The sequence below is a fragment of the Blautia sp. HCN-20427 genome, assembly GCF_037890365.1.
GTDB lineage: Bacteria > Bacillota > Clostridia > Lachnospirales > Lachnospiraceae > Blautia.
In genome coordinates this window covers 1-13,705 of sequence record NZ_JBBKBX010000040.1, presented here as the reverse complement: position 1 = coordinate 13,705, position 13,705 = coordinate 1, and the positions used below count along the sequence as shown (strand labels likewise).

General features: G+C 44.0%; 12 protein-coding genes and 2 pseudogenes. 1 reads left to right on the top strand and 13 read right to left on the bottom strand.

What is annotated here, in order from left to right; genetic code table 11:
• From WKT17_RS15700 to WKT17_RS15640, 13 genes and pseudogenes are all read right to left on the bottom strand, one after another.
• Positions 1 to 375, bottom strand: a 375-nt coding sequence (locus WKT17_RS15700) for an ATP-binding protein (RefSeq protein WP_340273587.1), incomplete at its 3' end; no start/stop codon positions are given.
• A 138-nt stretch (positions 376 to 513) separates the two neighbouring features.
• Positions 514 to 942: pseudogene (locus WKT17_RS15695) on the bottom strand (magnesium chelatase domain-containing protein); the annotation flags it as partial.
• Positions 943 to 1,022: 80 nt separating this feature from the next.
• On the bottom strand, positions 1,023 to 1,325 hold the full coding sequence (locus WKT17_RS15690; RefSeq protein ID WP_173750273.1) for a helix-turn-helix domain-containing protein: 303 nt from the start codon (positions 1,323 to 1,325) through the stop codon (positions 1,023 to 1,025).
• 184 nt (positions 1,326 to 1,509) lie between these two features.
• A complete protein-coding gene (locus tag WKT17_RS15685) occupies positions 1,510 to 2,991 on the bottom strand; it encodes a sulfatase (protein ID WP_173750274.1) in 1,482 nt (493 codons plus the stop codon).
• A 24-nt stretch (positions 2,992 to 3,015) separates the two neighbouring features.
• The gene (locus WKT17_RS15680; RefSeq protein ID WP_173750275.1) at positions 3,016 to 4,524 is read right to left on the bottom strand and encodes a response regulator; all 1,509 of its coding nucleotides are present in this window, start codon (positions 4,522 to 4,524) and stop codon (positions 3,016 to 3,018) included.
• The gene (locus WKT17_RS15675; RefSeq protein ID WP_173750276.1) at positions 4,521 to 6,308 is read right to left on the bottom strand and encodes a cache domain-containing sensor histidine kinase; all 1,788 of its coding nucleotides are present in this window, start codon (positions 6,306 to 6,308) and stop codon (positions 4,521 to 4,523) included. Before WKT17_RS15675 ends, WKT17_RS15680 begins: the two co-directional genes overlap by 4 nt.
• A gap of 18 nt (positions 6,309 to 6,326) precedes the next feature.
• The gene (locus WKT17_RS15670; protein ID WP_173750277.1) at positions 6,327 to 7,763 is read right to left on the bottom strand and encodes a sulfatase-like hydrolase/transferase; all 1,437 of its coding nucleotides are present in this window, start codon (positions 7,761 to 7,763) and stop codon (positions 6,327 to 6,329) included.
• A gap of 54 nt (positions 7,764 to 7,817) precedes the next feature.
• Positions 7,818 to 8,567 (bottom strand): ABC transporter ATP-binding protein, encoded by a 750-nt coding sequence (locus tag WKT17_RS15665; RefSeq protein ID WP_177959600.1) that lies wholly within the window; start codon positions 8,565 to 8,567, stop codon positions 7,818 to 7,820.
• 16 nt (positions 8,568 to 8,583) lie between these two features.
• A complete protein-coding gene (locus WKT17_RS15660; protein ID WP_173750279.1) occupies positions 8,584 to 9,372 on the bottom strand; it encodes an ABC transporter ATP-binding protein in 789 nt (262 codons plus the stop codon).
• Positions 9,348 to 10,151, bottom strand: a complete 804-nt coding sequence (locus WKT17_RS15655; protein WP_173750280.1) for an ABC transporter permease — start codon at positions 10,149 to 10,151, stop codon at positions 9,348 to 9,350. The genes WKT17_RS15660 and WKT17_RS15655 overlap by 25 nt, the downstream gene beginning before the upstream one ends.
• Positions 10,144 to 10,938 (bottom strand): ABC transporter permease, encoded by a 795-nt coding sequence (locus tag WKT17_RS15650; protein WP_173750281.1) that lies wholly within the window; start codon positions 10,936 to 10,938, stop codon positions 10,144 to 10,146. Before WKT17_RS15650 ends, WKT17_RS15655 begins: the two co-directional genes overlap by 8 nt.
• Positions 10,939 to 11,131: 193 nt before the next feature.
• Positions 11,132 to 12,196, bottom strand: a complete 1,065-nt coding sequence (locus WKT17_RS15645; RefSeq protein ID WP_173750282.1) for an ABC transporter substrate-binding protein — start codon at positions 12,194 to 12,196, stop codon at positions 11,132 to 11,134.
• 501 nt (positions 12,197 to 12,697) lie between these two features.
• Entirely contained in the window at positions 12,698 to 13,468 is a 771-nt protein-coding gene (locus WKT17_RS15640; protein WP_173750283.1) for a hypothetical protein, read from the bottom strand.
• A gap of 42 nt (positions 13,469 to 13,510) precedes the next feature.
• Here WKT17_RS15640 and WKT17_RS15635 point away from each other — a divergent pair.
• Positions 13,511 to 13,705: pseudogene (locus WKT17_RS15635) on the top strand (helix-turn-helix domain-containing protein); the annotation flags it as partial.

Genomic DNA, 13,705 nt, shown 5'->3' with positions numbered 1-13,705 from the left:
TGTTCTTCTTGAGAATTCTGCCAGTTCATCTAAGAATAATACCCCATTATGTGCGAGTGATACTTCTCCTGGCATTGCATTTACACCTCCGCCAATTAAAGAATTCAATGAGGCATTATGATGTGGTGCCCGGAACGGTCGGTTCCTTATTAAACTATGACCTGCCGGCAGTAATCCTGAAATACTATAAATCTTTGTGACCTCCAGACATTCTTCTTCCGTCATTTCTGGAAGAATCGTTGGGATTCTTTGGGCTATCATAGTCTTTCCGCACCCCGGTTCCCCAATCATAAGCATATTATGTCCGCCTGCTGCTGCCAAAAGCGATGCCTCAATAATTTCTTTTTGTCCCTTCACGTCCTTAAAATCAAACATCATATCTTTTCTTTGTGTGTTTTCACAGGATTTTTTAATTCTGTCCTCAAATTTTTCTTTCCCTTCCAAAAAACGAATCACATCCGTTAATTTTGAAAATCCCAAGATTTCAATTCCTTGTACCAATTTTGCCTCTTCCCTATTTACTTCCGGTATAATGACTTTTTTAATCCCTGATTGTTTCGCAGCAAGAATCATCGGAAGAATACCACAGCAAGCTCGTAGACCGCCATCTAGACACAGCTCACCGATGAACGCATACTGATGCAAATCCTTAGCTGCAATATTATTATCTTCCTACAAGACTCCTATTGCCATTGCCAGGTCATAATGAGACCCCCTCTTTTTCACATCTCCTGGCGCCAGACTTATAATTACACGTTTTTTCGGAAATACATATCCGCTTTCATCAATTGCTGACTGTATTCGGTCCGCTGACTCCTTTACTGCTGTATCACCCATCCCGATTATGGAGGTCATAGGCTGGCCATCCAGTATTTTTGTCTCTATGTCTACGTTATGTCCTTCGATTCCTTGTATTGCAAAACTTTTTACCACTGTAGCCATAATCCTCTTCTTCATATCCTTTCTTTTATAATACTATCATCATTGATTATTTCAAACAGCAGCGGGATAATCTCCCACTACTATTTATCCTCCGTTATTCTAATCTCTATATGCTTTTCCAGTGCATTCGCATATTTTTCCAACATAAGCAATGTTGGCACTCTAGAAGCCTTCTCAAATCTAGCTATGTTCGAGGCTCTTACCCCGGTTATATCCGCCATCTCCTGCTGGGTCTTCTTCTGGCGGTATCTCTCTTCTACTAGTATTTTTATAATCTGCTCTGAATCCTTCTGTACCTTTTCCTGAATCGATTCTGCATAGGCTGCCAGGCGTTTCCCCCTTAATTCTTTCTCTTCTTGATAAATTTCAACCGTATTTTCCATTCTAACACCCCATTAAACTTTTTATGATTGTATCATTTATGATATCATTGGTCAATATCATTTCTAGGGTTTATACTTTTTTAATGGGGTCTGACCCCGTTACTATTTTTGTGGCATCTCGTTATTAGCCTATAGTTTGAAGAAGGGTATTTCTGCCTTTCTGAAAAAAATTTGTTATCATTGGTTACAATCCCATCCGGATAAACTGTTCTTCCGGACAGTCGTTTTCGATCATCATTTTTTTCATCAGAGCTGCCATCCGCCTTTCCTCAGCGATATTTTTCAGAGGATGCTCCTCGTCAGGATCTGATTCCAGACAGAACAGCATGGTGGGATAACCGGCCTGGGAAACCTGCTGCCGGCTTTCCAGCTTCAGCACAGGAATACCTTTTGTAAAAGAAAACGGCGAAGCAAGTTTCATGGACTTGAGAATATCATGATTGATAAAAGCTCTTCGTCCCCCGTGGCGGGTGACCATCAGTGTATATTCATATCGGGGCTGGTTATCTGGAAGGGGACTTCTCATATAGACCCATGTTCCGTCTGTGCAGCAGACCTGTCCTCCGAAAATTCCGAACAATCCTCCTTCACGGACGGGAACGTCCTGCTCTATCACAGGGCGAAGCGGTTTTCCCTCCATATCAGGAAACAGAGGCAGGCCAAAGTATTCCAAAAGTGTTGCGGGAAGATCAATGGTCTGTACCAGCTGGCTGGTTCGCACATTCTGTCTCCGGCTTCTGGGATCCCAGATAAAGAGCGGCGTATGGGCAACCTCTCCGTAAAATGGACAGTGACATTTGGCCCATTGCCCGTGTTCTGATAAAAGAAAGCCATGATCCGTATTAACAATCAGCATGGTATCCTTCCAGAGATCGTAAGAATCCATTGCATCTAATATTTTTCCCAGATTTTCATCGCAAAGCTTTAAAACAGCTGCGTACTGATGGCGCAAATGCTGAATCAATTCCGGACTGTCCTCTTCGTTTACAGGACGGTAATCCGGCCAGTCACAGAACGGACCATTGTAGGAATCCGGAAACAGACTGCGGTATTCCGGCTGCGCAAAAAACGGTTCATGGGGATCGAAAGTTTCAATTTGAAGGAACCAGTTGTCCTTGTCGTGATTCTGCTCCAGAAAATCAAGTCCCTTTTGAAATGTTTGACATTGCGGCTGTCTGGAAACATCCTGCATAGCTGTTCGATTGGCAAAATCCTGCATCACCCAGTTGTCTTCCGGCTCTCCGCATACGTTTCTGGTAGGAGAAGGTCCGTCAGAAAAGCCCACCAGAGGCTGCCAGTTATCGCCCTCCTGCCCACGTACACATTCCCAGGTAGTATAGCGCTGATGGTAGGTGGCGCCTCCGTCTTCCCAGTAATGATAGTGATCACTGATCAGATGGGAATGGATTCCTGACTTTTTCAGTGTTTCAGGCATGGAATCATCAAACGGCTCCAGTGGTCCCCAGCTCCGATGAAGAAAATTATATCGTCCTGTATGAAGCTCTCTTCTGGCAGGCATACAGGGCATACTTCCTACCCAATAGTTATCAAAAGTTACAGAATGTTCTGCCAGGCGTGAGAAATTTTCTGTTCTGGTCCATTGACAGCCGTAGGGGCGAAGCAGATGACGGTTCAGAGAATCGTACATTACCATAATTGCCTTCATAAAGATTCTCCTTTTCTAGAAATATCAGCTTCCGCTGCGTCGGTATTCATACGGACTGACGCCGTACTTCTTTTTAAATGTAGTTGAAAAATAGCTGGCATTGTAGTAGCCTACTTGCTGGGCAATGGTCTGTACACGGAGTGCTGTATTTTCCAGAAGCTGCACCGAATGTTGGAGGCGAACGTCGGTCAGATAATTGATAAAGGTCTGTCCGGTTTCGATTTTAAATACTCTGGAAAAATAATCTGGATTTAAGTATACCTGAGCGGCAACCTGCTCTAAACTCAGCTGTTCTGCATAATGAGCATTAATATATTCCACTGCAAGGCAGATATTTTTTGATTTTGGCTGGAGCTCGTCTATAGGAAGGCAGCACTGCTTTGCTGCATCCAGCATAACTTCTTTTGCTGTATCCAGAGTAATGCATTGCTGCAGGCGTAAATGAAGCTCCTCTGCATGATCCAGAACAATACCATTTCCCTTTGCCTCAAATTCCAGCAGATCCAGAGCATCCAGGCACAGCTTGCAAAGAGGATCAACTGTTAAAATTTTCTGGCTGGGAAGAACTTCAAAAAACGTTTTTATCAGCTCGTAGCGCTGTCCTCCCTGAACCTGATGAAGATGCACCCGGAATTTAGTAAACGTGTTTTTCCACAGCTCATTTCTGCGGAACAGTTCCTTTAAGGGATATTGAGGCTCATAGACCCTTTTTTTGCCTGTGTAAAATCCCTCACCCAGAGAGCAGGATGCCTGCCAGACCATAAAGGGGATCTGGCTCATTTCATCTGTAATGGCGCTAATTCCTACCATGCAGTGATTAATGACCTGTACGTGTCTGGCATATTCCGTCAGTTGTCTGGCCTTTTCTGCAATGCTAAGAGTTTTTGGGAAATTTCCTACGATCATATATACTCGATCTGTATAGTCAAATCCGGCAACATGACGAGCTGGACTTTCTTCTGGAAATAGAAGGCCGTTTTCCTCCATATCCTGCTTCCATACAGCCAGGGCGAATAAGCCATTGTTTCTCCAGCGAATTCCACACTGACGAAGCCGTTCCAGATCGTCCTCTCTCAGCTCTCTGGTCTGTCTTAAGATATGGCTGATCACGGATTGTATCTGAGCTACATTTGCCACATCGGGCTCTTCCTGATGATTCTTTCGTTGCAGTTCCCCTGCAATCCGATTTAACAGCTCCTGAAGCAGATCATTCTGCATTTCTGTTTTTAAAAGATATTCAGACGCTCCATCTCGCAGAGCCTGACGAACCAGGCTGAAATCGGAAAAGGCCGTTAATACCACTACCTTTGCCCTGCTTCCCAGAGCTTTTAAAGCATGAAGAAATTCCAGTCCATCCATTACCGGCATTTTAATATCTGTTAAAATCAGGTCTGGTTCGTCTCGATGAAACAGTTCCAGAGCTTCCTGTCCATTGTGTGCTACTCCAGTCAGCTGGCAGGACGGATTTTGAGAAATGCAGAACTGCAGCCACTCACAAATCATTGCTTCGTCATCTACCACTAGAACTTTCATTGTATCTCCTCCTTTTGTTTTATGGCAGGCATCAAAAGGGTTATGGTAGTTCCCATTCCCTGAAAGCTGTCTATAGACATTCCATAATCTTCACCATAGTTTAAACGAATCCGGTTGTGTACGTTAGACATACCAATAGAATGTGCGTCTTTTATTACTGTCTGATGAAGGCTTGCACGTACTTTTTCTAAGGTTTCAGAATCCATCCCGACCCCATCATCGGTAATTGTCAGAAGAAGGTTATTACCCTGAAAAGCTGACTCAATGATGACTGTTCCTGCCTCGCTTTTGGCCTCTAATCCATGGAAAATGGCATTTTCTACCAGTGGCTGGAGAATCAGCGGCGGAACCATGCAGTCCTCTGTGTCTTTCGGCATCTCAATTTCGTAATTAATTTTTTCTCCATAGCGCAGCTTCTGGACTACCAGATATTTTCGTGTTGTCTCCAACTCGTCACTTAAGGGAATGGTTGTATTTTTTACAGCTAAAGTGCTTCTGAGCAAATCAATAAATGCGCTGAGCATTTTGGCTGCCTGTTCATTTTTTCCAACCTCCACTGCACATCGAATAGAAAACAGGGTGTTATACAAAAAATGAGGATTGATCTGTGCCCGGAGAAAGTTGACCTCCAGGGCTCTTTTCTGCTTCTCTCTCTCCTGAATCCGTTCCATCAGGCTGGTAATCTCATCAGCCATATGTTTAAAGCTTTCCTGAAGATGGTCAATCTCCTGAGTCCCTCTTGCCACACAGGGCGGCGTGAAATCCGGACTGCCAAACTTGTCCATAGCATCGCTCAGAGCTGTCAGAGGAGTGGAAATACGTCTGGAAATATAAACAGATACAGCAACCGCAAGAATCAAACCAGTTATCAGAATGCTCCCTATAATCCAGTAAGTATCGTTTAATGCCCCTAGAATGATTTTGGTTGGACTTTCCTCTACAATGGTCCACCCTGTTTTCTGATCCAGGTGGGTAGACAGCACATAACTCTTTCCCAGCTTTTGGATGATATTGGAATTTTCTGTGCCATAGGTCTTCTGCATATAATTCACATCAATAAACTGCTTTCCCAGCATTTTTTTATTGGAATGAGAGACAATAAATCCATTTTGATCATACAGATAAACCTGTCCACCCTGTTCCTGGACAGATCCATACAAATCCTCCAGCTGCTTTTCATCAATTAAAATCAACAGTACATGTTTCTCATCTCCGCTGCCTAAAAGCCGTCCTGCTGCAAACTGATATGTACGTTCGCCTTTTTTATATGCAGAAAAGGTACGGGAAAAATGAACCTCTCCTTCACTGCCCTCAGACATTGCTGTCAGCAGATTTTTATACCAGGGCTGGTATACCCAGGTATCCGTATCGATCTCTCCAGAATTGTAAAAAAAGCCATTTTCTCCCCAAATGACCACCTCATGACCAATTGGGCCAATAATTTCATCGTAAATCTTTTTCTGAGAATCTAGGTACTCCCAGGCTTTTTTATGTTCCCTTTCAGAGAGCGGTTTGTTCAGAAAGTCATGGCTGATAATTTCATGGGTATACAAATTCGATAACGTTGTACTGCTGGTTTTGATCAGGTTGGCTCTCTCTCCTATCTGTCTGAGCACAGCGATTCGGTTGCTTCCAATCTGTTTGATCAGCAGATCTCGTATCGATCCGCTGACAAGAAGGGAAACGGCAATAAAAAAGAGAGTGAATACAAAGCAATAGGCTCCAAAAAGCTGAGTACGTAGTTTCTTGGTACATACAGAAATTTTTTCAAACCATTTGTTCATCGTATTCACTCCCAGATGTTATTTCATTCGGTATGGTGCAAAGTTTGGATTTTCTTTAATATAGTCATCACAGCTATGACCAGAAACTCCCTTTCCCCATAAACCGGCTAGTCCGGTCTGCCCGGAACCAAATACCGCTTCCTTTGCTCCGTCGATTTCCGGATTGACGTATTTGGAAAACCAGGTTTCCAGACGGAGACGCATTTCCTGCTCCAGCTCTTCAAAGCCTCCGCTCATCAGGAGATTGTTTGTTTCTCCTGGATCCGTTTTCAGATCGTAGAGTTCATTAGGACCATAGGGATACCGTGCTACATATTTAAAACGGCGGCCTCGAATCATACGGTTTGGGCCGTATTCATCCATTACCACGACTTCCTCATGCTGGTTAAAAGCTTCGCCTCTTAAGGCCGGGGCAAAGGACATGCCAGGGCGGTTTCCATGATCAGAAGCTTTTAAATCCAGATAGTCCAGGAGAGTCGGCATAAAATCGTATGCAGAAACCAGCGCATCGCAAACAGCTCCTGCCGGAATATGTCCCGGATGACGGACAATAAACGGAACCTTTACGGATTCCTCATACATATTTAAGGGGAAGGTGGCGTTGCCTTTTCCCCAGAAGCCATGGTGGCCGCAGGAGAAGCCATTGTCTGCCGTAAATACAACCAGAGTATCCTCTGCGATTCCCATATCTTCCAATTTTTCCATAATTTTTCCAATGCCAGCGTCCATAGCAGTTACAGCTGCAAAATAGCCGATAAGATTGCCACGTTCATCCTTGGCCACTTCGTCTGTCAGATAAATACTGTCTGGATGTCTGGGAAGATGGGGAACAGACTCAAAAGGACAGTCCTTATAAAGATCCGTATATTCCTTTGGATGATTGTTCAGCCATGGAGCATGGGGAGCCGTATAGGCCACATGAAGATAAAAGGGCTGTTCCTGCTCCCTTCTTGTATCCAGAAATTCCAGGGCATCCTCTGTAATGGCCTCAGTCACATACCGCTCCTCCCGGTACAGAACTCCATCCTTGTACATAGGAGCGCCGTAATAAGGACCGCCGCCGGATTTATGACTGAACCAATGGGTAAATCCCTGCTGTACCTTTCCTGCTGCTCCCATATGCCATTTTCCGGACAGAGCGCAGCAATATCCATTTTCTGCCAGTGCTTTGGTATAGGAATACTGTCCTGCCAGATACTCCAGGGCAGACTGTTTTTCATCATCATCTCGAAGCCAGTCATGAACACCATGCTGAGAGGGAATCGTTCCAGTCAAAAGACTTGCCCGGGCCGGTGAACAGACGGGAGATGTACAGAAAAAATTTTCAAAGCGCATTCCCTCCTGAGCCAGGCGATCGATATTGGGAGAAATAATTTCCTCGTTGCCGCTGCAGCCCAATGACCAGTAGCCCTGGTCATCGGAAATAATAAAAACAATATTTGGCTGTTTTTTCATTGGAACACCTCCTGATTATAGCAGTATGTCTGTCTGGTGTAAAGTTTTATTCCATTACCACCATTTAATCAGATCTGTTACTTCGTTACGAAGTTTTACGAAATCCGGGCTGGCAATGTCTCTTGGGCGAGGCAAATTGTTGTCAATAGCGCATTTAATACTGGTAGGCTTGTTGGTCAGCACCAGGATCCGCTCGCCCATGTAAACAGCCTCTTCAATGTTATGAGTAATGAAAAGAACGGTGGTACCAGTTCTCTGCCATAAGCTGATCAGCTCGTCTTCCAGATGATAGCGAAGCTGGATATCCAGCTGACCATAGGGCTCGTCCATCAGCAGTAAATCCGGCTGGGTTGCGAATGCTCTTGCAATTACAACACGCTGAAGCATACTGGCAGACAGCTGATCTGGATAGTATTTGCGGTATTTGGTCAATCCCACAATGTCCAGATATTCATTTACAAGAGCTTTTGCCTTTTCTTTTTCCACACCCTTAATATCCAGACCAAAACCAACATTTTCTTCTACAGTCAGCCAGGGCATAGTAGAATATTCCTGGAAAATATAGGCAATGTTATGTTTCTTTAAATCTACAGGTTCCCCGTCCAGTAAAATTTCGCCGGCCGTAGGCTGGTAGAGCTTTGTCAGGCTATTTAAAAACGTTGTTTTTCCGCATCCCGTAGGACCTACAATGCATAAAAATTCTCCGGAACGCACATCAAAGGAAATATCATTTAAAACAAGAAGATCTCCGAATTTTTTGGTCAGATTTCGCACCTGTACCTTTGGCATTTTATTATCCTGCATGGTATTCTCTCCTCTCTTACAGCGTCAGATCCATATTATCGGTAATTAACTGGCGCAGACGCAAAAATTCAGGATCCACATAATCACGAGGATGGGGCATATTGATGACATACTCCTTCTTAATATGGGTTGGACAGTTTGTCAGCAATATAATGCGGTCTGCTAAGAACAGCGCCTCTTCAATATTGTTGGTAACAAATATAACAGTTCGTTTTTCCTTTTGCCAAATCCTCTGAAGTTCTTCCTCCATCATATAACGGGTCTGGGCATCCAGATGACCAAATGGCTCATCCATCAGCATAATATCCGGCTGATTGGCATAAGCCCGGGCAATTCCTACGCGCTGGCGCATACCACCGGAAAGCTGACTGGGATAACTTTTTTCAAATCCAGTAAGTCCGACTAATTCCAGATATTTCTTGACTCTGGAATTTTTCTCTTCAGCTGGAAGATGGCGTACCTTTGGTCCAAAGCCAACGTTTTCTTCGACAGTCATCCATGGGAAAAGAGAGGTCTTCTGGTAAACAACCCCCCGCTCAGGAGCAGGTCCGGTTACTTTTTTTCCTCGGGTATATACTTCGCCCTCTGTCGGCATATCCAGACCGGCTAAAATATTCAGAAGAGTTGTTTTTCCGCACTGTCCGGCCCCAAACAGTACCAGAAATTCATTTTCATGCACTTCAAAATTCATTCCGCGGAGGACCTCATTGCGTCCGCTTCCATCATAGCTTTCAAAACTGCGTCCTACATTCCGGCATTCCAGCACGGCAGCTCCTGTTTTTACATTCCCTTCTGCTCGTTCCATGCGCACAGTCTCCTTTCTAATGCACTGGTTAAATTCGCCAGTATAAAGCCTACGATACCAATTGCGACGATACCAACCATGATCTGTACCGTATTTCCGGTATTCATTCCACGTACAATCATCCATCCAACACCTTCATTGGACTGAATCATCTCTGCGCCTACTACTGCGCTCCATCCAGCGGTTACAGCAATCTGAAGACCTGCGAAAATATAAGGAACAGAGGACGGAAGCACAATTTCGAAGAATACCTGGCGTTCGTTGGCTCCCAGCATACGGGCTGCTCCGATTAATTCCGGATCCACATTTTTTGCACCGTCATAGGTGTTTACCGTAATGAAACAGAAGCATCCTAAAAAAATAATGAAGAATTTTCCGGTATCGCCAAGCCCAAACCACAAGATGGACAGGGGAATCCATGCCAGAGGCGGAATCGGACGGATAAATTCAAAAATAGGTTTAAAAATAGCTTCAAAGGTTCTGGAATATCCCATTCCTACACCAAGGGCAATGCCTGCAATCGTGGCAAAGAAAAAAGCAACGGCCACCCGGTACAGACTGACCCCTACATGCGCCAGCATGGTGCGTTTACCAATCGGTTCTACAAAGCTTCTGAAAAACGCTGCAAGAACCTGACTTGCCGGAGGAAGAAACATGGATGCGCCGGTAAATCTGGCAGCCAGCTCCCAAACAATAAGCAGAGATACCAGAGAAATAATAGTGTAGATTACAATCAACTGTTTATTTGAAAAACGGCTATTTGTTGTAGAATCAATCATGCTGTCTTCCCCTCCTTACAAAACGTTTCTGCAGTCTTTCCAGAACGGTATTTAAAAGCAGTCCTACAAATCCAATGGTCAGCATACCAACGATAATGACATCTGGGCGTCCCAGCATACGGGCCATCTGAATCATATATCCCAGTCCGCTTGTAGCTGCAAGCATTTCAGCGGCTACCAGTGCAACCCATGCAGAGCCCAGAGCCAGACGAAGACCGGTAAAAATCATAGGGAGAGCTGTGGGGATTGCCACCTTAAACAAAAGCTGACGATTGGTTGCCCCAAAGGTTTTTCCAACCCACAGGTGGACCTGACTGGTACGGCGGATTCCGGTATAAGAGTTTACGGTCGCACTGATAAAGGCAGCAAAGAAAATGATGCCGACCTTAGATGCGTAACCGATACCCAGCCATAAAATCATCAAAGGAATCCATGCAAGTGCTGGAACAGGACGGATAATATCAAACAGAGGCTTTGCAAACAGCTCAAAGCGGCGGCTCCATGCCATTCCGATTCCCAAGGGAACTCCGATTAAGACACCTACTACATAACCGCCCAAGGCGATTTTCAGACTGGACCAGATGTTTTCGAACAGTGACGAACCATCAGGTACTGTACCTCCAGTCAGCTTATACCAAAGCGTATTTAAAATTTTTGTCGGGCTTGGAAGCATAACAGGGCTTACCAGATGGAATACATCAGTAACCAGCTGCCAGACCAGAAGCACAAACAAAAATGAGCATACGGAAATCAACTGAAACTTATATTTTTGAAATAACTCCTTCATTCGCTTTTCACACCTTTCCACACATAAAGCCTATTTCTAAGGAAAACGGCCTGCAGCAAACCTTGTCGCAGGCCATTCTTTGCAGGTTGCCTTTTTCTGACTGAATCCACATAAGGCGGACGCCTAAAGCTTCTTATCCGCTGTAAGCGGGCAAGAAGATGCAAGGCTGAACTGTTACGATTTAATGGATTGTTTACTGGTAATCCTTTACAAAATCAGTAATTATATTGGTGTTGAATTTTTCGGTTGCACTTGCTTCCAGCTGTCCCTGCTCTACATAGAATTCGCCTAATTCCTTTGCGAAGTTTCCAAGCTCGCGGCCCTTCCACTCATCCTTGGTCAGCCAGTTTACACGATTCAGGTCTGCTACACAGTTTTCCTTGCTGGTTTCAATACCTGCATCCTGCAGAAATTCTACCAGCAAATCTGCTGCCATGTCCGGATCCTTTTCCAGGGCTTCACAGGCCTCTAATGCACAGTTGATATAGCCCTGCATTACATCAGATTTGCCATCCAGTGACTTTCTGTTTCCTACAATCATATCTACATAACGAGTACCCATATCGGCCAGGTTAGCAACCTGTACCATGCCGTCGTTTTTTGCATCAAAGAAGGTAGGAACATTCAAGGAAGCAGCATCGCCCTGTCCGGCCTGCAGTGCCTGATAAGCCTGTACGGTGTCCATGTTTACAATATTGACATCTGTCGGCTCCATTCCCAGCTTTTCCAGCCATTTTAAAACGGTAAAGTGCTGAGCAGTTCCTACTGGAGTTAAAATGGTAATGCCTGAAACGGATTCCGGGCTTCCAAGCACAGTGGGAAAGGATGGATTAAAACCAGTGTCCTGTGCTACAGGACAGTCCGGAGAAACAAATACGCCCTGTCCATCGGTAGATTCCAGAACTTCACCGATAATCAGCTCATCATAGTTTGCCATGCCGGTTACTGCGGCTGCACCCATCTGCCCTACATCCCATAAGTCTGCAGCCAGGGCTTCATTCATAGGAGCCCCGGTATCAAACATGGTAACTTCCATTTTAAAGCCTGCTTTTTCATCCAGTCCGTTTTTCTGGATATAATATGTGGGAAGGCTGGTAATGGTTGGCATTGCTGCTACACGCAGAGTCGGGAGTTCACTGTTTCCCCCTGCTGCATTTGAAGCATTGCTTCCACTTCCACCAGAATTTCCTCCGCATCCTGCAAGGGATACCATTGCTGCTGACGCCAGTAAAAGAGCTACTCCTTTTTTCAACTTCATAATCACGTTCCTCCTTAAAATTCTGCAGCCATTCTGCACTTGTTTTGTTGTCTTTATTATAACAAGAGGGCCTTTTTTTGTGTTTTAGATCTTTTTACTTTTCTTTATTGCCGGAAGGGTGAATTTTTTATTTTTTACTTTTTATTCATTATTCCGACATTTTTAACCGTTTTTTTGTCTTAAATACATAAGCAAAACAACAAAGTTTTGTGCATTATTTTGTTTTAAATTGCTTTATTTTATTGGTGCTTTATTAATAATGGTGCGATTATTCGTTTTTTATAGCAGATACTATGTAATATGCATAAAAGAGGAACGTGTTTTTCTTTTCCGCAGGGGGATTTCTTTGGAGCGCTTTCCTGTCATAGAAATTTCCTGTGACATAAAAACAGAGGGGTATCAAAAAATACCGCCTCTGTGAATGATGCTTTTTATTTGATTTACTTTTTTAGAACGCTTTGGCTCATCAAGCTTCCGTCAGGAAGCTGATCAGTATTCCACTCATCCAGCATATCTCATACCGTCAAATACATCCTCTGCAATAACACCATTTATAAGCTGAGGATATTGGTTTACCTCAATCTCTGCATAGAAAAGAGTTCCATCTGCATCCTTAAACAGCAGATAGCTGATTCCGTCTGTAGCATAGGGATACAGGACGGCACCCTTTGAAACGATCTGATTTTTGCCGGACGGCTTTTCGTCCTTTCCGCAAAGCTCCAGCTCAAAATCCTGTTTTAACTGAAAGCGCAGAGGATCGGATATGAGGAAATCCTGTTCTGACTGAGGCACTCCTGCTACATTTGCGTGATAATCCTTGCATCCAAAACAGGTGCTGAGTGTACTCAGGCGGGACGACAGCATCATATGCTCCGGATTTGTAAGGGTGTAATTGAGTGTTCTGTGAGCCGAACGATAGGAGTTCTCCAGATTGGTTTCCAGCTCTTCATAATTCTGTTCCAGGCAGAACGGAGCGAAATTATCTAAAGAAGCAGGGGTAACATCGGAATTTGTTATTTTATATATCAGTAAAACGCTGTAATCATTCTCATGGCTGGTGAACAGATACAGATAACAGCTTCCGTCTGTATTTTTTACAAAAAACGGTTCACAGTTGCCATAGCTTCGAAAATTGAAATTACACTCCATGCTGCCAGACTGTATTGTCAGGGTATATTCTTCTGGATATTCATCTTCCCGTCCGGTATAAGTGATATTGATATCTAGTGTATTGACATATTTATATTTAACACAATTATTCTTTTGCTTCATGCCGTTTCATGATATACTAAAAAGAAACGGCGGTGATTCATTATGGCAAGACCTAAAACATATCATATTATACTCAGTGACAATGAAGTGTCAGCTCTTCGTAAGGTTATTAGGGATAAGAAAACCTGTAAAACCGTCCTAAAGAGATGTCAGATTTTATTAGAGTTAGATGAAGTCAGTGGTACTGGTTTGACCCACTCACAAATTGCACATACTTATGCGGTCTGTCCGGCTACG